The sequence below is a fragment of the Paenarthrobacter sp. 10L420 genome, from assembly GCF_056395385.1.
Genome location: NZ_JBFTJK010000001.1, coordinates 1 through 18,570 on the forward strand (window position 1 = coordinate 1; position 18,570 = coordinate 18,570).

The window sequence follows — 18,570 nt, forward strand, 5'->3', positions numbered from 1 at the left end:
TACTGGGCACGCTCCGTGCCCTGCTCCGCGATCAACGCATCAAGGGACTCAATCCACTCCGCGGTCTCTTCCGGATCACGATCAGGCAGCTGGGCAGTCAACCCGCTGAGGATGTGTGAGGTCTCTTCTCCTGCAGCCACGTCCAACCTCTCTTCATTGAATGTCTGGGCGCTTGCTCTGTGGGGGCGCTCAAGGAATTTCGTATTGTGAGAATAAAATTCTGCAATTCGAGATTACGTCTGCCGATGGGCAGCGTCAACACGGATTACGCAACCGCAACAGTCAACTGGGAAATGCCCCGGCAATCAACCGAATGTGACCCTCCATACACTTGTGACGCCTTGACGTGACGTGACGTGAGTCATAGAGTGTTTTCACTATTCAATAACTTGTTTCCGCTATGTGGAAACAGTACGAAGTGGAGATCCACGATGCAGACGACTTCATCAGTCGGCGTCACTGAGACTCCGGGAGACACAACAGCGGGTGGGCCCAACCACCCGTCCGTGGGCAACACGGACCTTTGCGCCATTGCTTCCGAAGCCGCAGGCCGTACCATCAGCCCCAGTCTTTACAACATCGACCTCGCGCACACCAAGGCCGCAGGCCGTAAGTGGACCAGCTACAGCATCTTTACCCTCTGGGCCAATGACGTCCACAGCCTGGGTAACTATGCCTTTGCCATTGGTCTGTTCTCGCTCGGTCTAGGCGGCTGGCAGATCCTGGTGGCACTGGGAATTGGGGCCACCCTACTCTTCGCCCTCTTGAACTTCTCCGGATTCATGGGCCAGAAGACCGGTGTTCCTTTCCCTGTCATGAGTCGCATCAGCTTCGGCATCCGTGGTGCGCAGATCGCCAGCCTCGTCCGTGGCGCTGTCGCTGTCGCCTGGTTCGGTATCCAGACATACCTGGCATCCGTGGTGCTACGCGTCATGCTCGTCGCGATGGCTCCGGGCCTCAAGGAGCTGGATAGCAACTCGATCCTGGGCCTATCAACGCTAGGCTGGCTTTCCTTCGTGGCGCTCTGGATAGTTCAGCTCGTCATCGTCAGCTTCGGCATGGAAATGATCCGTAAATACGAGGCCTTCGCTGGGCCCATCATCCTGGTGACCATGGCTGCGATCGCTGTGTGGGTCTTCATCGAGGCCGGCGGAGCCATCCAGTGGACCGGCATCAAGGGGCTCGAAGGTGGCGACATGTGGCTCACCATCTTTGCCGGTGGGGCATTGTGGGTTTCCATCTACGGGACGTTCGTCCTGAACTTCTGCGATTTCACGAGGTCCTCTGTCTCCAGGAAGTCCATCGTCAAGGGCAACTTCTGGGGCATCCCCATCAACATGCTGGTATTCGGCGCAATCGTAGTGGTCATGGCCGGCGGACAGTACAAGATCAACGGCACAGTCATCGAGAGCCCGTCGGACATCGTCCAGAGCATCCCTAATACTCTGTTGCTTGTCCTGGCTTGCCTCGCCCTGCTGATCCTGACCATCGCCGTGAACCTGATGGCCAACTTCGTGGCACCCGTCTATGCACTCACCAACCTCTTCCCGCGGCATCTGAACTTCCGTAAAGCGGCGTGGGTCAGCGGCACCATCGGCCTCATCATCCTGCCGTGGAACCTCTACAACAACCCGATCGTCATCGTGTACTTCCTCGGTGGCCTGGGCGCCCTGCTCGGTCCGCTGTTCGGAGTGGTCATGGCCGATTACTGGCTGGTCCGCCGCGGCAAGGTCAACGTGCCCGAGCTCTACACCGATGATCCCAAGGGCGCCTACTTCTACAAGCGGGGCGTGAACCCCAAGGCCATCGTTGCCATGCTCCCCGCAGCCGCCTTGGCCATTGCCATCGCCTTCATTCCAGGTTTGGCTCCCGCGGCACCATTCGCTTGGTTCATCGGCGCCGGCGTGGCCGCACTCACGTACTTCGTTGTGGCTGACAAGAAGCAGGCCCACGAGGACGTCTCGGGCGAACCGATTGCGGTCGCCAGCACCCACTGATGTCGCCAGCACCCACTGATACAGAGGAAACCATGCGCATCCTTGTCGCAAACGTGAACACTACGCAGTCCATGACCGATTCCATCGCTGCCCAGGCCAGGGCTGCTGCAGCCCCGGGGACCGAGATCATTGGCATCACTCCGCGCTTTGGCGCCGACTCCTGTGAGGGCAACTTCGAGAGCTACCTTGCCGCGATCGCCGTCATGGATGCCGTGGTCAACTATCCCGAACCCTTCGACGCCGTCATCCAGGCCGGCTACGGCGAGCACGGCCGAGAGGGGTTGCAGGAACTCCTGGATGTCCCGGTCGTCGACATCACGGAGGCTGCTGCCAGCACAGCCATGTTCCTTGGCCATAAATATTCCGTGGTTACTACGTTGGACCGCGCCGTCCCCTTGATTGAGGATCGCCTCAAGCTTGCCGGGCTGGAGGCGCGCTGCGCCTCGGTCCGCGCCAGCGGTATGGCCGTGCTGGAACTTGAGGAACATCCGGACCGCGCCGTCGAAGCGATCGTGGGCCAGGCCGAGCAAGCTGTCCTTCAAGACAAGGCTGAGGTGATTGTCCTGGGCTGCGGTGGCATGGCTGGACTGGACGAGCAGGTCCGGCAGCGCACCGGCGTGCCCGTAGTTGATGGTGTGGCTGCGGCCGTCACCATCGCTGAATCCTTGGTCCGGCTCGGCCTCACGACCTCCAAGGTCCGCACCTATGCAACGCCACGTCCGAAGACTGTCATAGGCTGGCCGATAACAGCAGCCCAGCCGACAGCAGCCCAACCGACTGCAGAGCCCGCAGAGGCCGCACGCTGACGCTGGCTACAGAAGCTGTCCAAGGCGATTCCCCGAAAGGCCACCACATGACTGACCCACGCCCGCCCGCAGACCCAAGGGTCGCCGTCGTGACCGGTGCCGGCTCCGGCATTGGGAAGGCCGTAGCCCGGCTCATGCTCGCCGACGGTTATCGTGTGGCGTTGGCTGGGCGTCGCGAAGCGCAGTTGCTGGAGACCGCGGGCGACCGTCCGGATGCCTTGGCGGTGTCGTGCGATGTGACAGAGCCCGACGACGTTGCCCGCCTTTTCGAGGCAGTCCGCCAACGCTGGGGCCGGGTTGATGTGCTGTTCAACAATGCAGGCATCTTCGGGCCGGCCGGCGACGTTGGCGAGATCGACGTCGATGAGTGGGAGGCCACGCTGCGCGTCAATGTCACTGGCTCCATGCTGTGCGCCGCTGAGGCTGTGAGGACCATGAAGACCCAGGAACCGCAGGGTGGCCGCATCATCAACAACGGCTCCATCTCTGCACATTCGCCCAGGCCCAGGTCCGTCGCTTACACGGTGACAAAGCATGCGATGACCGGCCTGACCAAGAGCATTGAGCTGGATGGCCGAGACTTTGGCATCACGTGCGGGCAGATCGATATCGGAAATACCCGCACCGAGATCATGGACACCATCGGAATCGGCTCAGGTGCGTTGCAGGCCGATGGCAGCCGTCGCGTGGAGCCGATGTTCCCCGTGGAGGACGCAGCCCGTGCTGTGCTGATGATGGCCAACATGCCGGCGTCGGCCAACGTTGGTTCCCTGGTGGTCACAGCCGCGGGCATGCCGTTCATAGGCCGCGGCTAGCATCAAAGCACCGCCCCAAACCGTGGGCCCGTGCCGCCACCACCCACTTTGCTTTTCGAATGCCCGTGACACGCCTGCAGGAGGGTGTGTCACGGGCATTTCAGCGTCAAAGAAGGTGGGGGACGCACCAACATCCAAGCTCCAAACCAAATGTGACTTTCCACAATATGGAAATTCAATTTCCCCTTGCGGAATGATGTGAGCAGGATTACATTTGAAAACAACCCCCAAATGTGGGGCTGTTCCCAACTGATTGGTTCAGATCAATGAAGATCCCAGACTCTGCGGCGCTGAAGGCGAGTTCGGCCCCGCTGAAGAAGAAGCCACTGTATAAGTCGCTCTTTTTTCAAATCCTGATCGCCGTCGTCGCAGGTGTGCTCATCGGTCATTTTTGGCCGAACCTCGGGTCCACCCTCCGGCCGCTGGGTGATGGATTCATTCAACTCATCAAGATGATCATCGCCCCGCTGATTTTCCTCGTGATCGTCACCGGCATCTCGGCAGTCGGCGACGTCAAGGCGGTCGGAAGGGTCGGGGTCAAAGCACTCCTCTACTTCACCTGCGCCACCCTTTTCGCCCTGGTCTTCGGACTCATCGTGGGCAACATCGTTCAGCCCGGTGCCGGTCTGAACATCGATCCCTCCACGCTTTCCCAGGAAGCCGTGGACGCAAAGACCGGCCACGCAGTTCCCAAGGATGCAGCGGCCTTCCTGCTGGATGTCATCCCCACCAGCGTGATCGGCGCCTTCGCCAACAACAGCCTGCTCCAGGTACTCTTCTTCTCCGTCTTCTTCGGTGCCGCGATCGTCGTCATCGGTCGCCAGCGCTGCCTGCCCGTGATCAGCCTCATGGAGACCGTTCTGGAGCTGATCTTCAAGATCATGTCCTGGATCATGAAGGTGGCTCCGATCGGTGCCTTCGGCGCCATGGCCTTCATCATCGGCCAGTACGGGCTTGGCACACTCGGTACGTATGCGCTTCTCATCGCCTCCTGTTACGGAGCCGCCGTCGTCTTTATCGGTCTTCTGTTCCTGGTGGCCTGGGGCTTCGCCCGCGTTCCGCTCTGGCACTTCCTGAAATACACCCGCGAGGAATTCCTGCTCGCGCTTGGCACGGCCTCCACTGAAGCGGTCATGCCGCGCATCATGACCAAGCTGACCAACGCCGGCTGCTCCCGGGCAACCACCGGTCTGGTGGTTCCCACCGGCTATTCCTTCAACCTTGACGGTGCAGCGATCTACCTCTCGATCTCGCTCCTGTTCCTGGCCCAGGCATTCGGCCACCACCTTGACCTTGGCCAGCAGTTGGCCGCGCTGGGTGTGCTGCTCCTGACCTCTAAAGGCATGGCCGGCGTCCCGGGCTCGTCGTTCCTGGCACTCTCGGCCACGGCTGCCGCCCTCGGCATCTTCCCGGTTGCCGGCGTAGCACTCCTCCTCGGAGCCGATCGCCTCATGGACTCCATGCGCGTCGTCGTGAACCTGCTGGGCAACTGCGTTGCCACATTCATAGTTGCCAAGTGGGAAGGCCAGTTCGACCGCAGTGTCATGGTCCGGGCCTTCAACGGCGAGATTACCAACGAGGATTCGGCCATCATGCTCGGCCAGGAGGAAGTGTTCGAGGAACAGGAACTCGAACGCCTCAGCGAGGGCCATCACCCATCACCGAAGTTCCGTGGAGGTCCAACGGCGGACGAAATCCCGCAATTCGAGATGAGCAAGCCAGGGCAACCAACCACCCCGATTTGCCCCGACTAACTTCATAGTTTGAGTGCAACTGATGCCCTTGAGACTTAGGTCTTGAGGGCATCAGCTGTGTCAGAGGGGAAGCAGTTCCGAGAGGTCCGCACGCAGTCCGGACGCAGCAACGCGGCCAGCCGAAACTGCGTCTCCCCAGGAGATCCGGCCGGTAACCAACTCAAGCCAAGTGGCGGCGTCGCACTCTATGACGTTTGGGGGAGTGCCGCGGGTGTGGCGGGGTCCCTCCACGCACTGCGTGACGCCGAACGGGGGCACGCGGACCTCCACCGAATTGCCGGGCGCGCGGGCGGTGACTTCCTCGAGCGAGTAGCGCACCGCCGTCGCGATCAAAGAGCGCGACGGCGGGGTGGCACCGGTTTCGCCGGAGGCACCTTCAGCCGAGCCTCCGACGGCGGATTGCCACGCTGCCAGCGCGGCGCGGCCCTCCTCGACGTCAATGCGGCGTCGTGCAACTGCCATGGTTCGTTCCTTATAACTAGGTGACTCAGTAACGGGCCGGCTCAGTCGAGCATCGCGGATACGGCGTGGCCCAGGCGGATCTTGCCCACGGGCCGCCCGCCGCCCAGCACAGGTTCCACGACGCGTTCCAGGACGTTGGAAACCGCGGGAATGTCCACCGCGCCACTGACGGCAAGAAGGGTCAACCCCACCAAGGACGTAGCACGAAGGTTCCCATCGAGCATCTTGACCGCCACGGTGGCACCGGTGGACGTGGCAAGGACCAGGATCCCTTCGGCGCCGATCTTGGCCAGGATATCCAGCTCTTCCATGACGATCGTGTTTGACTCGCCCTTGCCCTGGACCGCCCATGGGTAGTCGAGCATGGAGGTGGCGATGGTCGCGGCGCGTGCGTTCGAGGATGAATCACCCGGTGATTTAGCCAACCGCGAATACGCCCGGGCCAGTCCAGTCAGCGAGATCGCCGCAACGGGTGCTCCGCAGCCATCAATGCCCAAATGCGAGATCGTTTCGCCGCTGTATTCCTCAATCACGGACCGCACACGCTGCTGCAACGGATGATTCGGCTCAAGGTAACTGCGAAGGTCCCAACCGTTTTCCGTGCAGGCCCAGAGGAAAGCCGCGTGCTTTCCGGAACAATTGAAGGCGAGCCTGGTCTGGCCACGCTCGGAGCGGACCAGCCAATTGCGGGCGGTTTCGTCCTGCGGCCAAGCTGTGGGGCACTGAAGCTGATCCTCGCGGACACCTGCCGCTTTGAGCATTCCCTCCACTACGTCCATGTGATCCAGGGAACCGGTGTGGCTTCCGCAGGCCACAGCCACCTGGGCGCCCCGAAGCGGGACGCCGGACTGCATGGCAGCGAGGGCCTGGAATGGTTTCAGGGTGGAGCGGGCCAGAATGGGAGCATCGATGTCACCGAGCCGGGTGACCACGCTTCCATCACCGGCAAGGACGACGGCAGCACCGATGTGCCGGGACTCGATAAAGCCACTGCGTTCGATGACTGCCAGTTCGACGGCGGACTCAACGTTGAACGTTTCATGCGAACTCATGGGCATGAGGCCAGTCTAGGGCGCAGCGACTGTGTTCCCCGGTCACGTGCGAGGTTCGGGCGCGGTCCCGGATCCAGTCATCCGTTGCCGGGGAAGGACACAGCTTAGGCCCCGCGCCTTACACAAAGTACCCTTGAAGACTGTGAAGGTACTCGTCATTGGCCCAGGCGGCCGCGAACACGCCATTGTCCGCTCTCTGCTTGAAGATCCCAACGTTTCCGAGGTCCATGCGGCTCCGGGCAACGCAGGCATCAGCAAACTCGTTCCCACGCACGCAATTGACGGGAACAACCCGGAAGCCGTGTCCGCGCTCGCCACCAAGCTGGGCGTGGACCTGGTTGTCGTCGGTCCGGAGGCTCCCCTGGCCGCCGGTGTGTCCGACGCCGTCCGTGCGGCCGGGATTCCGGTCTTTGGACCCAGCAAGGAAGCAGCCCAGCTCGAAGCGTCCAAGGCGTTCGCCAAACAGATCATGGCTGAAGCGGGCGTTCCCACGGCCATGGCCCGCGTTGCCACCAACGCAGAGGAAGCCGCCGATGCCCTGGCTACGTTCGGCGCCCCGCACGTTGTTAAGGACGACGGCCTCGCCGCAGGCAAGGGCGTTGTAGTCACCAACGACCGCGAGGAAGCCCTCGCGCACGCGCAGGCTTGCTTCGACGCCGGTGGAACAGTTGTCATCGAAGAATTCCTCGACGGCCCCGAAGTTTCCCTGTTCGTCCTCTGCGACGGCCGCACTACCGTTCCCTTGTCTCCGGCGCAGGACTTCAAGCGCATCTTCGATAACGATGAAGGCCCCAACACGGGTGGCATGGGTGCCTACACTCCGCTCGAGTGGGCTCCCGAAGGCCTGGTTCAGGAAGTCATCGACCGCGTCGCCCAGCCCACTGTGGATGAGATGGCCCGCCGGGGCACACCCTTTATCGGTGTGCTGTACTGCGGCCTGGCACTCACCTCGCGCGGCACGCGCGTCATCGAGTTCAACGTGCGCTTCGGTGACCCCGAGACGCAGGCAGTCCTCGCACGCCTTAAGACCCCGCTCGGTGCGTTGCTGCTGGCAGCTGCCAAGGGCGAACTGGACACCGCAGAGGAGTTGCGCTGGTCCAAGGACACGGCAGTCGCCGTCGTCGTGGCCGCCGAAAACTATCCGGACGCTCCCCGCACGGGGGATCGCATCCGCGGCCTGAAGAAGGTGGACGAGCTCGAAGGCGTCCACGTTGTCCACGCCGGCACCAAGCTGGACGAGGAAGGCAAAGTGGTTTCGGCCGGCGGCCGCGTCCTCGCCGTGGTCGCGCTGGGTTCCGACCTGGTGGAGGCCCGCGAAAAAGCGTACGACGGCGTTGAGCTGGTTCAGCTTGAGGGCTCACAGTTCCGTACGGATATCGGAGGCAAGGCCGCCCGCGGCGAAATCCGAGTGCCCTACGCAGCCACCGGAACCATCCCGAAAGTACAGGCCTGAGCATGACTGATTCCCTCCCCACAGGCGGTTTCAAAACCGAGACCCTGCAACTTCCGGGTTGGACGCATATCTATTCCGGCAAGGTTCGTGACCTCTACGTCCCAACCGATGAATCCATCACGGAAAAGGTCGGCCAGGAATGCGTACTGGTGGTTGCCAGCGACCGCATCAGTGCCTATGACCATGTCCTGAGCAGCGAAATCCCTGACAAGGGCCGCATCCTGACGCAGCTCAGCCTGTGGTGGTTCGACCAGTTGGAGGTTGAGCACCACGTGCTGGCCTCCACGGTTGAGGGTGGCGTTCCGGCCGCCGTCGAGGGCCGTGCCATGATCTGCAAGAAGCTGGAGATGTTCCCGGTGGAGTGCATCGCCCGTGGTTACCTCACCGGTTCCGGGCTGGAGGAGTACAAGCACTCCCGCACCGTCTGCAACATCCCGCTTCCCGAGGGGCTTGTTGACGGTTCCCGCTTGGAAAAGGCCCTGTTTACGCCCTCTGCCAAGGCCGACGTCGGCGAGCACGATGTCAACATCACCTATGACGACGTTGTGGCCATTGTGGGTGACGACATTGCCGCCCGCCTCAGCGAACTCACGCTGAAGATCTACACCCGCGCTGAGGAGATCGCCCGCGAGCGGGGGATCATCCTTGCCGACACCAAGGTGGAGTTCGGCCTGGACACGTACACGGGCATCATCACACTGGGCGATGAGGTCCTCACCCCGGACTCCTCCCGTTTCTGGGACGCGTCCACTTATGCTCCGGGCAAGTCGCAGCCCTCGTATGACAAGCAGTACGTCCGTGACTGGCTGACCTCGGCCGAGTCCGGCTGGGACAAGTCCTCGGACACTCCCCCGCCGGCCTTGCCCGCTGAAGTCGTGGAGCGCACCCGTGCCCGCTACGTGGAAGCCTACGAGAAACTCACAGGGCGCACGTTCGCCTAAGCTTGTCCCCACCCAACTGAGTCGCAGTTAAGCGCGTTTTGACCCCGCTCAAAACGCGCTTAACTGCGACTTACTTGGGTTTAGCTTGCCTCGGAATGGGCTTCTGGATGCGTTTCGGGATGCGCTTCCGGGTGTGATGCAGCAGCGCGGCGTTCCGCCAGGCGGATCTCCAGGACAGCATCCATGGCCTGCTGGACCCGGTCCGAGGCTCCGGCTGCACTGAAGTCGTGCTGGGCCTCTTCCAGGTAGTGCAGGGCTTCCGTAGTTTCACCAGCTGCCTTCAAGGACTTCCCCAGCAACAGCGAGACTTCGCCAGCCGTATGGCGGGCCAGTACCTTGCGGTCCTTGTAGATCTCGCGAAGCTTGTCCACCGCGGCCGGAATATCGCCCGTCAGGTATAGCCAGCGGGCGCGGATGAAGGCTACTTCAAGCTGGTCCGTCTTGTTTCCACCGACGATGGATAGCGCCAGCTCGGCACGTTCAATCGCGGACAGGGTTTCGGGCTCAACAATGCCGGACGACAACCTGACAGCAGCGGATGCCTTGTTGAAACGGGCCCACAGTTCGATGTCGTTGGCGGGGGAGAGCAGCTTTGCCGCGCGCTCGTGGTGCTTGATGCCCTCCACGTAGTCGTGCCGCATGAAAGCAACGTTGCCCACCACCCACGCGACCTCACCGGCCAGCTGGGACATGGAGTGCTCGTCCATGTGCTCGATCATCGTCAGGCAGTACTGCCACGCTTCGTCCAGCTTGCCGCTCTCCGCGAGGGCGCCGATCAGTGCTCGGTGCGCGCCAATGATCAGCGTGGATCCCTTGGGCAGCTGTTCGGACAGTTGCACGGCCTTCTTTGCATGCTCGACGGCGGTGGCCAGCTGACCCTGTCCGTGACAGACCGCGGCAAGCATCTGCCAGGCACGCACGCCAAGGCCTGCGGATTCCGTGGCCATCGGGTGTTCCAGTAAATGTTCGACAATTTGCTGGCATTCCCTGAGCTGGCCTTGCTTCATCACACATTCGGCCTGCATATAGGTCATATTCCACCAGGCGCTGTTGTTCTTCGCCTCGAGCGCGATCTGCGCCGCAGTTGCTGCATGGCTGGCCGCGAGTTGGTAGTCGCGCAGGTCCCACGCTTGCCGGGCATACAGGCCGGCCAGCACGTACTCGGCATCGCTTACCGAAACGGGTTGGCTCCAGGCTTCCAAAGCCTTGGGCGCCAATTCCAGCCTGCGCGCCAGCTCTTCGATGACCTCGGCAGTAGGCTCGCGTCGACCTGTCTCAAGCAGCGAAATGTAGCTCGGGGAATACAGGTTTTTGCCCAGTTCTGCCTGCGTTAACCCGCGTTCGAGCCGTTCGGCACGTAGCTTCTCGCCGAATCCGTTTCCCACGGGGCCCTCCTACAGGTGTCTTTTCACCAAAACCTTGACAGTCTCTGTGGAAAACATTTTACAATGTATGTCAACAGGGACCGTGCAATTTCCGTAACGAATCCGACTCGCATTGGGGAACATTATGTTCAAGAAAATGGCCGCTTCGGTGGCCTTGGCAGGCGCTCTCGCTTTTACGGTTGCGGCTCCCGCAGTCGTCTCTGCTGCTGCAGCGGCAGATTCCGGCTCGGTAAGTGCTATTGGAAACTGGCCCGATCCTATGAGGTCCACCACCACGACACCTACCAAGTCAGGTGACACGACGTACACGACGTCGTCCATCGGCAACTGGCCGGATCCTATGTAAATCAGTAAATACTGAAGAAGACCCCGGAGCGTGACGAGCGATGCTCCGGGGTTTTCTTTTGCCCGGGTACAGGCGGTGACCCTCACACTTGAGTAGATTCGGGCGAACAAAAATGGCGCCGATTTCTCGACGCCATTTTCGTGTTTGGTCGGGATGACAGGATTTGAACCTGCGACCTCTTCGTCCCGAACGAAGCGCGCTACCAAGCTGCGCTACATCCCGATCCGCTGCGAAAGCAACTGTTCAAGGATAGCTGAATCGCTGCAGGATGCGAAATCGAGGAGAGGGTGTCGCTCCTCACACGAGCGAGTCCCGCCATGCTCCGTGGAGCCGGGCAAACTGGCCGCCACCAGTGATCAACTCGGCAGGTGTTCCGTCCTCAACAATCCGGCCGTCATGGACCACCAACACCCTGTCTGCTGTCTCCACGGTGGAGAGACGATGGGCAATGATAATGGCTGTGCGGGCAGCGTTCTGGCCTGCAACACCCTCCAGAAGGTGGGCGAGTCCTGCCTGCACCATCCGCTCGGAAGGAATATCCAGCGAAGACGTGGCTTCGTCCAGGATCAGAACGGCAGGCGCGGCGAGGAAGGCCCTGGCGAATCCAATAAGTTGTCGCTGGCCCGACGAGACGCGGCCACCGCGCTTATTGACATCCGTGTCATATCCTTCGGGCAAGCTCATGATGAATTCATGGGCGCCCACTGCTTTGGCCGCGGCCTCCACTTCAGCGCGGGAAGCTTCGGGCCGGCCCAACGCGATGTTCTCCGCCACGGAGCCGCTGAACAGGAAGGCTTCCTGCGTCACCATGACCACTGCGCGGCGAAGGTCGGTGGTAGCCAGATCGCGAAGGTCAATGCCGTCCAACGTGATGGCGCCTGACGTGACGTCGTAGAAGCGCGCAACGAGTTTGGCCAGAGTGGATTTGCCGGCGCCCGTCTGCCCAACCAAGGCAACGGTCTGGCCAGCGGGAATGTGCAGGTCCAGCTTTGGCACAACCACCTTGCCATCGCTGTAACCGAACTGCACGCCCTTGAAGGCGATCTCGCCGCGTGAACTCTTCAGCGGTACGGGGTTCTTTGGCGGCCGGACGGTGGGCACCTCTTCGAGGAGCCCTGATACTTTCTCCAGCGCAGCCTGTGCGCTCTGGAAGGAGTTGTAGAACATAGCCATCTGGTCCACCGGCTGGAAGAAGCGCTTCGTGGACAGGATGAGTGCCAGGAGGACGCCCACAGCGAGGTCACCGCTGAGCACCCTGAACCCGCCGAACAACAGGACCGCTGCCACACACACATTGCCGATCAACACCAATCCTGGCTGGAAGATGCCGTTCAGGTTGATGGAGCGGACGGTGTTCTTGCGGTAGTCCTCAGCCAAGGCACCGTAGCGGTCGGCGTTCTCGCGCTCCTTGCGGAAGGCCTTCACCGCACGGATGCCCGTCATGGTTTCCACGAAGTGCACGATCAGCCGCGCCGAAACCACCCGGGATTCCCGGAACGCGATCTGTGAATGCTTTTGGTACCAGCGCGCGAGTAAGAACATGGGCACACCCGCCGCAAGCATGATCAATCCACTGCGCCAGTCCAAGGCAAACACTGTGAATGCTGTGAAGAGCATAAACAGCATGCCCGAAGCCAGGGAGCTCACGCCGGAGTCAAGCAATTCCCGCAGTGCCTCGAGGTCCGAGGTTTGACGGGCAATGATGCGGCCGGATGTGTACTTCTCGTGGAATTCAAGGCTCAACCGCTGGGTGTGCCTGAACACGCGTACCCGGAGGTCCAGCAGCATGGCCTGGCTCAATTGGGCTGTGGACGTTACGTAGAGGGCAGTCATTGCAGCAGTGGCGATTGCCGCTGCCAGGTACAACGCACCAGCGAGCACCAACGGTCCATTGTTGCCGGCCTGCAATGCGGGCAGAGCGGTGTCGATGCCAAAGGCGATCAGGGCTGGCCCCGCCACCCGGGTGAGCTGCGAAACCACCACCATCACGATCGTCATCCAGAAACGCCACCGCACCGGGCGGATCAGCGAGCCCAGCAAGGCGAGCGACCGGCGTCGTACTGCTTTGCTGTCCGCTTTGCTCAGGAGCGTGTTGTCTTCGTTGGCGGTTCCAAAAGTTGTTGCGCTCACCGTCGGGCCTCCTCGGCGTCTTCGAGCTCGTCCAATTCGCTGTCCAGATCCCTAGGACCGGTATCCAGGCTTGCGATGACGTAGCGGTAGTGAGCGTTTTCAGCCAGCAGTTCCGTGTGGGTTCCGACGGCGGTGATGGTTCCGTTCTCGAGCAAGGCACAGCGGTCCGCCAGTGCCACGGTCGAAGGGCGGTGCGCGACGATCAATGTGGTGGTCTCGTGCAGTACCTCGCGGAGCCGGGCTTCCACGCGTTCTTCGGTGTTGACGTCCAAAGCCGAGAGGGGGTCGTCCAGGACCAAGACTTTTGGCTTCGCTGCGATGGCACGGGCAAGGGCTATGCGCTGCCGTTGGCCACCGGAAAGGCTCAACCCCTCCTCGCCAATCAGGGTGTGCACACCGTCCGGCAAAGAGTACGCGAAGTGGGCCTGGGCGACGTCCAAGGCTTCATCCAGGGCTGCGTCGCTGGGCTCAGGGGAGCCGAGCAGGACGTTGTCCCGTACCGAGCTGGAGAACAGGGTGGTGTCTTCGAAAGCCACCGCAACGATGCGCCGAAGTTCCTCGATGGCGTAGTCGCGGACGTCCACGCCATCAATCGTCACGGAGCCTTCTGTGACATCGTAAAGACGGGGGACAAGCTGGAGCAGGGCGCTCTTGCCGCTCCCCGTGATTCCCACCAGTGCCATGGTTTCGCCGGGACGAATGTCCAAGGTGATGTCGTGCAGGAGCGTCCCGCCGTCGTCGAATCCGAACCCGGCGTGCTCAAAGCGCAGGGCGCCCTTCACTGTTGCTGGCACCGCAGGCTCATCAGGAGTGGTGATGGTGTTCTCGGTGTCCATGACTTCGAAGTGCCGGTCCAGTGCAGTCTTGGCGGTCAGCGCCATGGCCAGGAGCATGCCGGAAAACTCCACGGGAGTGGCCACTACGGCGGCGGTCGCGAAGAACGCAACCAATGAGCCGATACTTAGCTGGCCGCTTGCCGCGAGCATGATGCCCACCACCAAGCCGACGCCCAGAGCCAGCTCAGGCAGCAACGTGACCACCAGGGTGAAGCCGGCTTGCTGCTTCGCCTTGGCAATCTCTGTCTGCCGCAGCTCTTCTGCCTGGCCGTTGAAATTTTCCAGCGCTTCGCGGCTGCGGCCGAAAGCCTTCAGGACACGGATGCCGTGGACGGATTCTTCTACGGTGGTGGCAAGATCGCCCGCCTGGTCCTGGCTGAGGCGCGTGACCCTGCTGAAGCGGCGTCGGAAGCGGAAGGAATTGACCATGATCGGGACCGCCGCGCCGAGGAAGATCAAGGCCAACTGCCAACTCATGGAAAACATAACTCCGACGCCGATGATCACCGTCAACGTGGTGACCACCAGCATGATCGCGCCGAACGCCATCCAGCGGCGCAGAAAACTCAAGTCCGTCATGGCTCGGGACAGCAATTGCCCCGAACCCCAGCGGTCATGGAAAGACACTGTGAGTTGCTGGAGGTGACCATACAGCGATACCCGCATCCTGGTCTCAACCGTCGTGGCCGGGTTGATAACGAACTGCCGGCGAAGGGCCACCAGTCCCGCTTCAGCCACACCAAGCGCAAGAATCACGACGGCGGCAATCCAGACAGCGCCTGGGTCACCGCCCGGTTGAAGCGAGGTGTTGACCAGTACACGCAGCACTTGAGGGATGGTCAGTGCAACGATGCTGGCGAGCAGGGCGCAGAGGAGGCCCATGAAAAGCCGGGGGAGGATGGGCCGCACATGAGGGTACAGGCGGCCGACGGATGTGAAGAATGACGTTTGTTTGGACATGCCCGCTTCTCAACAGCTGGATCTACAGATGGTGCGGAGGTAGTTTCCCGTAGCAACTACCCTATGCCATGCCGTGATTCGTTTCACAGGACCACACTTTGCTATGTGGAAAGTTCCCCAGTTATTGAGATTCGTAATGGTTCGTGCGCTTAGTTGCGCTGCGCGTTAGCTGCCGGCTTAGCTGCCCGAGGCGGTCAGCTGGGGGCCGTGAGCGTCAGCAGGACCGCTTCCGGGCGGCAGGCGATCCGAACGGGGGCGTAGCGCGAGGTGCCGATGCCGCCTGAGACGTTGACCGGCGTCGTGAATCCGTCGCTTTCCCAATCGTGGAGGCCCTTCGCGCGCCACGTCGGGAGATCGCAATTGGAGACGAGAGCGCCGTAACCCGGGATGCAGATCTGGCCGCCGTGGGTGTGTCCGGCGAGGATCAAATCTGCCTCGGCTTCGGTGAAGTGATCGAGGACGCGTTGGTACGGCGCATGGATGACTGCAACCCTCAGGTGGGGACGGGCATCCTGGTTCACAGTGCCGCGGGGCCATCCGGCGTAACGTTCGCGCTTCAAGTGGGGATCGTCGACGCCCGAGAAATCGAAACGCAGTCCGTTCAAAACCACCGACTGAGCACGGTTGGTGAGGTCAATCCAGCCTCCCATGCCGAAGGCAGACCGCAACCTGGGCCAGTCGAGCTTGATGGGATCGGTCCTGAGCTTCGACGGTCCGCGGAAGTAGCCCGCAGGGTTCTTGATTCTGGGTGCGTAGTAGTCGTTGGATCCCGGGACGAAGACGCCGGGAAATTCCATGAGGGGCCGCAGGGCGCTGATCAGCGGATCGACGGCCTGTTCATGGCTGAGGTTGTCACCGGTGTTGACTACAAGATCGGGCTTCAAGTCCACCAAAGACTGCAGCCACTGGGTTTTCTTGTCCTGTCCCGGAACGAAGTGGATATCGCTCAAGTGCAGTACGCGGAAGGGATCCGAACCTTCGGGGAGGATGGGGAGAGTCTCATGGCGGACTCCGAACTGGTCCTTTTCCCACCAACCGTAGGCAGCAGCAGCCGCGCCCGCAGTGGCACCGAGGGCGGTAGTGACGGCAAAACCGCGCCCGATGGTGCGGACGCGGTTTGCCAGTGAATCAGGGAAGTGCACGGTTAGTCCTTGCCAGGGCCGTTGCCGTTGCCATTCCCGCCATTGCCGCCGTTTCCCGTGGGGGCAGTAGACGGGGCGGGATTGTTCTGCGTGGGTGCCGGCGCCGTATTGCGCTGTGGAGCAGGGCCTCCGAGGAGGTTGGACGGTGGCGCCTGGAACGGGTTGGTTCCATATGCAGGGGCAACTGACAGCATGTAGTTGGTGAACTGCGGACCAGCAATCATGTAACCGTCGATGGACTGGTAGAACTTGCCGTTGACAGTCAGGTTACGACCCGGACGCTTCTGGTCACCCAAGGGGTCGCCGAACCAGGAAGCCGTTGCCAACCCGGTGGTGTAGCCGACCACCCAGGTGGAACCGTTGGTGTCGTTGGTACCGGTCTTGGCGGCTACCGGGAAGTTCCTGGAGTTGAGGGCTGGCCGGATCAGGGATCCCGAGCCTTCGTCCAGAACCTTACCCATGGCATACGCCACCCCTCGGGCAACCTCAGGTTTGATCGCATCCTTGCAGTTGGAGGATTGGGCCGGGAGATCGGCACCGGACTGGTCCTTCACGGAGGTAATCGCGATCGGCTGGCAGTACTTGCCATCGGCAGCGAACGTGGCGAACGCACTGGCCATGGTGAGGGGCGCAGTCTGGGTGGAACCAATGAGGTTACCCAGAGTGGTCATGGGCACCTTCGGATTGGGATCCGTGATCTTGCCGGCATCATCCCGTGCGGGCAAGCCGCCATGGACGCCCGTCGCATCGACAATGCCCTGGATGCCACACAGGTCCAGTTGCGAAGCCGAAGCAAAGGTAGCCGTGTTGATGGAGTTCATGAGGCCATAGAGGACCGTCATGTTTCTGTAGTAGCCTTCGTCCGAGTTCTGCAGGTCGAAAGTGCCGTTGGTGGCGTCATACCAGCCAACAGTGGGCGCAGGGCAGGTATTTCGCCACCGGAAGTTCTGGGGGTACCTGCGTACCGAAGCATTAATCGTCGTATTCATCGACTTGCCCTCGTTCAGCCATTCGGCGAACGTAAACGGCTTCATGGTGGAACCCGGCTGGAAGCCGCCAATGCCGTTGAGGTCGTTGCCGTCGGCATCGAGGACGTCCACGTTGAAGTTTTGGGTCTGATCGAACTTGCCGTCTTGGGGGAGCCAAACGGTGTTCTGGGCCATGCTCACGATCTGGCCGGTACCCGGCTGGACCGAGACGATCGAGGCGCCCCACTTATCCGGGTTGGCACCCGCCGTCCCATCAACCTGCTGCTGGGCAACGGTCTGCGCGGTGGGGTCCAGGGTGGTCCGGATGGTAAGGCCGCCACGCATGATGCGCTTCTCGCGCTCGTCCGAGGTCTCGCCGTATGCAGGGTTGTTCAAGAGCAAGTGCAGTACGTAGTCGCAGAAATACGGAGCCATGGTGGCGTACGCGCAACCCTGGCGCGCAGGAGTGACCTTGGTGGTAACGGGAGTGGCCACCGCTTCGTCGTACTCTGCCTGGGTGATCTTGCCCTGGTTCACCATGGCAGCCAAGACAAGGTCGCGGCGCTTCTTGGAGTTATCCGGGTTGGTGATCGGATCGAAGGCGGACGGGCTGTTTACCAAACCAGCCAGCAAGGCTGCCTGCGGAAGAGTCAGATCCTTTGCAGTAGTGCTGAAGAAGAATTTGGAGGCAGCTTCAATGCCGTAGGCGTCACGGTTGAAGAAGACGATGTTGAGGTAGCCCTCAAGGATCTGCTCTTTGGAGAACTTCTTCTCCAGGGCAATCGCCAGCTTCATCTCGCGGAGCTTATCGCCGACGCCCTTGTTCAGGCCGTTCAGCTTGACGTCTTCGTCCTTGCCGGACGCGACCAGCGATTCGTTGATGACGTTGTTAACGTATTGCTGCGTAATGGTGGACGCGCCCTGCTTGTTGCCGCGGGCTGTGCTCACGATGGCTCGCATGATGCCGGTGGTGTCGATGCCGCCGTGCTCATAAAAACGGCTGTCCTCGATAGAGATGACAGCGTCCTTGATGAACGGGCTCATTTGATCCAGCGGAACCTTGGTCCGGTTCTCAGCGTAGATCGAGGCAATCGGTGTACCGTCCTTCGCCAGAATCGTTGTGTTCTGGCTGGGCGGGTCCACCTGCAGCTCTGCCGGCAGAGTGTCAAAGAACTGGATTGAACCACTTGCGGCACTGCCCGAAACGGCGGCTGCGGGAACCAAAAGGCCCGCCACCAGGACGCCGCAAATCGCGCTCACGCCAAGGAAACCTAAAATCTTTCCGAGGGTGGTGGCAGTGTCGAATATGGGGTTCTTGCGAGTCACCATGTTTTCCACTTTACCGGCAAGGGCTAGGCTTTCTGTCATGACCAAATGGGAGTACGCCACGATTCCGCTCATTATCCACGCCACGAAGCAAATCCTGGACCAGTGGGGCGAGGACGGTTGGGAGCTTGTCCAGGTCGTCGGTGGACCCGATGGCAAAGGCCTTGTTGCATACCTGAAGAGGGAGAAGCAGTAAC

At 61.4% G+C, this 18,570-nt stretch carries 15 protein-coding genes and 1 tRNA gene; 8 read left to right on the forward strand and 8 right to left on the reverse strand.

All coding sequences use genetic code 11. From position 1 onward, the window contains the following. The first annotated feature begins 431 nt into the window (after positions 1–431). The 4 genes from AC1DD5_RS00005 (at position 432) to AC1DD5_RS00020 (ending at position 5,372) form a co-directional block, all read left to right on the forward strand. Positions 432–1,997 carry an NCS1 family nucleobase:cation symporter-1 gene (locus tag AC1DD5_RS00005; RefSeq protein ID WP_477520324.1) on the forward strand — a complete coding sequence of 522 codons (1,566 nt, stop codon included), beginning with the start codon at positions 432–434 and terminating at the stop codon, positions 1,995–1,997. Between the two features lie 32 nt (positions 1,998–2,029). Further along, the gene (locus AC1DD5_RS00010) at positions 2,030–2,803 is read left to right on the forward strand and encodes an aspartate/glutamate racemase family protein (protein ID WP_477520325.1); all 774 of its coding nucleotides are present in this window, start codon (positions 2,030–2,032) and stop codon (positions 2,801–2,803) included. A 47-nt stretch (positions 2,804–2,850) separates the two neighbouring features. Further along, positions 2,851–3,618: an SDR family oxidoreductase gene (locus AC1DD5_RS00015; protein WP_477520326.1), complete on the forward strand. Its 768-nt coding sequence runs from the start codon at positions 2,851–2,853 to the stop codon at positions 3,616–3,618. A gap of 266 nt (positions 3,619–3,884) precedes the next feature. Further along, a complete protein-coding gene (locus AC1DD5_RS00020) occupies positions 3,885–5,372 on the forward strand; it encodes a cation:dicarboxylate symporter family transporter (RefSeq protein WP_442003412.1) in 1,488 nt (495 codons plus the stop codon). 60 nt (positions 5,373–5,432) lie between these two features. Here the strand turns inward: AC1DD5_RS00020 and AC1DD5_RS00025 are convergent, their stop codons facing one another. Both AC1DD5_RS00025 and AC1DD5_RS00030 read right to left on the reverse strand, forming a co-directional pair. Continuing rightward, on the reverse strand, positions 5,433–5,834 hold the full coding sequence (locus AC1DD5_RS00025) for a sterol carrier family protein (RefSeq protein ID WP_477520327.1): 402 nt from the start codon (positions 5,832–5,834) through the stop codon (positions 5,433–5,435). Between the two features lie 41 nt (positions 5,835–5,875). Beyond that, the gene (locus tag AC1DD5_RS00030; RefSeq protein ID WP_224088869.1) at positions 5,876–6,892 is read right to left on the reverse strand and encodes an asparaginase; all 1,017 of its coding nucleotides are present in this window, start codon (positions 6,890–6,892) and stop codon (positions 5,876–5,878) included. Positions 6,893–7,028: 136 nt separating this feature from the next. Between AC1DD5_RS00030 and purD the strand changes: the two genes are divergently transcribed. Next, entirely contained in the window at positions 7,029–8,339 is a 1,311-nt protein-coding gene (gene purD / locus AC1DD5_RS00035; RefSeq protein ID WP_442018724.1) for a phosphoribosylamine--glycine ligase, read from the forward strand. A gap of 2 nt (positions 8,340–8,341) precedes the next feature. Next, the gene (locus AC1DD5_RS00040; RefSeq protein WP_477520328.1) at positions 8,342–9,280 is read left to right on the forward strand and encodes a phosphoribosylaminoimidazolesuccinocarboxamide synthase; all 939 of its coding nucleotides are present in this window, start codon (positions 8,342–8,344) and stop codon (positions 9,278–9,280) included. Positions 9,281–9,360: 80 nt separating this feature from the next. On the opposite strand, the gene AC1DD5_RS00045 is transcribed toward AC1DD5_RS00040, so the two are convergent. Beyond that, positions 9,361–10,665: a helix-turn-helix domain-containing protein gene (locus AC1DD5_RS00045; protein WP_477520329.1), complete on the reverse strand. Its 1,305-nt coding sequence runs from the start codon at positions 10,663–10,665 to the stop codon at positions 9,361–9,363. Positions 10,666–10,789: 124 nt separating this feature from the next. Here AC1DD5_RS00045 and AC1DD5_RS00050 point away from each other — a divergent pair, with 124 nt between their 5' ends. Then, positions 10,790–11,011, forward strand: coding sequence for a hypothetical protein (locus AC1DD5_RS00050; RefSeq protein WP_477520230.1), 222 nt, complete (start codon positions 10,790–10,792; stop codon positions 11,009–11,011). Positions 11,012–11,156: 145 nt separating this feature from the next. On the opposite strand, the gene AC1DD5_RS00055 is transcribed toward AC1DD5_RS00050, so the two are convergent. The 5 genes from AC1DD5_RS00055 to AC1DD5_RS00075 form a co-directional block, all read right to left on the reverse strand. Beyond that, positions 11,157–11,233, reverse strand: a tRNA-Pro gene (locus AC1DD5_RS00055). Positions 11,234–11,308: 75 nt separating this feature from the next. After that, a complete protein-coding gene (locus AC1DD5_RS00060; RefSeq protein ID WP_477520330.1) occupies positions 11,309–13,141 on the reverse strand; it encodes an ABC transporter ATP-binding protein in 1,833 nt (610 codons plus the stop codon). Then, positions 13,138–14,937 carry an ABC transporter ATP-binding protein gene (locus tag AC1DD5_RS00065; RefSeq protein WP_477520331.1) on the reverse strand — a complete coding sequence of 600 codons (1,800 nt, stop codon included), beginning with the start codon at positions 14,935–14,937 and terminating at the stop codon, positions 13,138–13,140. Before AC1DD5_RS00065 ends, AC1DD5_RS00060 begins: the two co-directional genes overlap by 4 nt. A gap of 194 nt (positions 14,938–15,131) precedes the next feature. Continuing rightward, positions 15,132–16,079 (reverse strand): metallophosphoesterase, encoded by a 948-nt coding sequence (locus AC1DD5_RS00070; protein ID WP_477520332.1) that lies wholly within the window; start codon positions 16,077–16,079, stop codon positions 15,132–15,134. Positions 16,080–16,081: 2 nt separating this feature from the next. Next, on the reverse strand, positions 16,082–18,415 hold the full coding sequence (locus AC1DD5_RS00075) for a transglycosylase domain-containing protein (RefSeq protein ID WP_477520333.1): 2,334 nt from the start codon (positions 18,413–18,415) through the stop codon (positions 16,082–16,084). Here AC1DD5_RS00075 and AC1DD5_RS00080 point away from each other — a divergent pair. Next, on the forward strand, positions 18,414–18,569 hold the full coding sequence (locus AC1DD5_RS00080) for a DUF4177 domain-containing protein (protein WP_011775990.1): 156 nt from the start codon (positions 18,414–18,416) through the stop codon (positions 18,567–18,569). The genes AC1DD5_RS00075 and AC1DD5_RS00080 overlap by 2 nt on opposite strands. The last annotated feature ends 1 nt before the right edge of the window (position 18,570 follow it).